The organism is Rhodopseudomonas sp. BR0G17 (genome assembly GCF_010907025.1).
GTDB classification, from domain to species: Bacteria; Pseudomonadota; Alphaproteobacteria; order Rhizobiales; family Xanthobacteraceae; genus Rhodopseudomonas; species Rhodopseudomonas palustris_H.
The window spans coordinates 1-391 of record NZ_QUML01000239.1 but is presented as its reverse complement, the minus strand read 5'-3'; the positions used below and the strand labels follow the sequence as shown (position 1 = coordinate 391).

Here is a 391-nt window from a genome sequence, read left to right as displayed (position 1 = left end):
GTGCTCGGAGACGAAGCGCACCTTGCGGGTCGTCGGCCGCGAAGTATCGCGCACCAGTACCGGTTCGATCCGCGGCTCGTTGGCGAGTTCGGCCTCGAGCGCCCGACCGGTGACGTCATCTCCGATGAGTCCGACGAAGATGCAGCTTGCTCCGATCGCCGCGATATTGCGGGCGACATTACCGGCACCGCCGATATTGGTCTCGCTGCGCTGAACGGCGATCACCGGCGTAGGCGCCTCCGGCGAAATACGTGACACCTCGCCGTAAACGAATTCGTCGAGCATCAGATCGCCGACGCACAGGACGGTCTGACGAGCGATCGTTTGCAGCAGGGCGTCGAAACTGAACATCCGATTCCAAACAGTTTGCGCGATCAGCGGAAGCGATCGC

At 62.4% G+C, this 391-nt stretch carries 1 protein-coding gene; it reads right to left on the bottom strand.

Features of this window, described 5'->3' with window-relative positions:
* The coding region (locus DY467_RS26025; RefSeq protein ID WP_246701660.1) for a PfkB family carbohydrate kinase at positions 1-351 on the bottom strand (351 nt) is incomplete at its 3' end.
* Between the last annotated feature and the right edge of the window lie 40 nt (positions 352-391).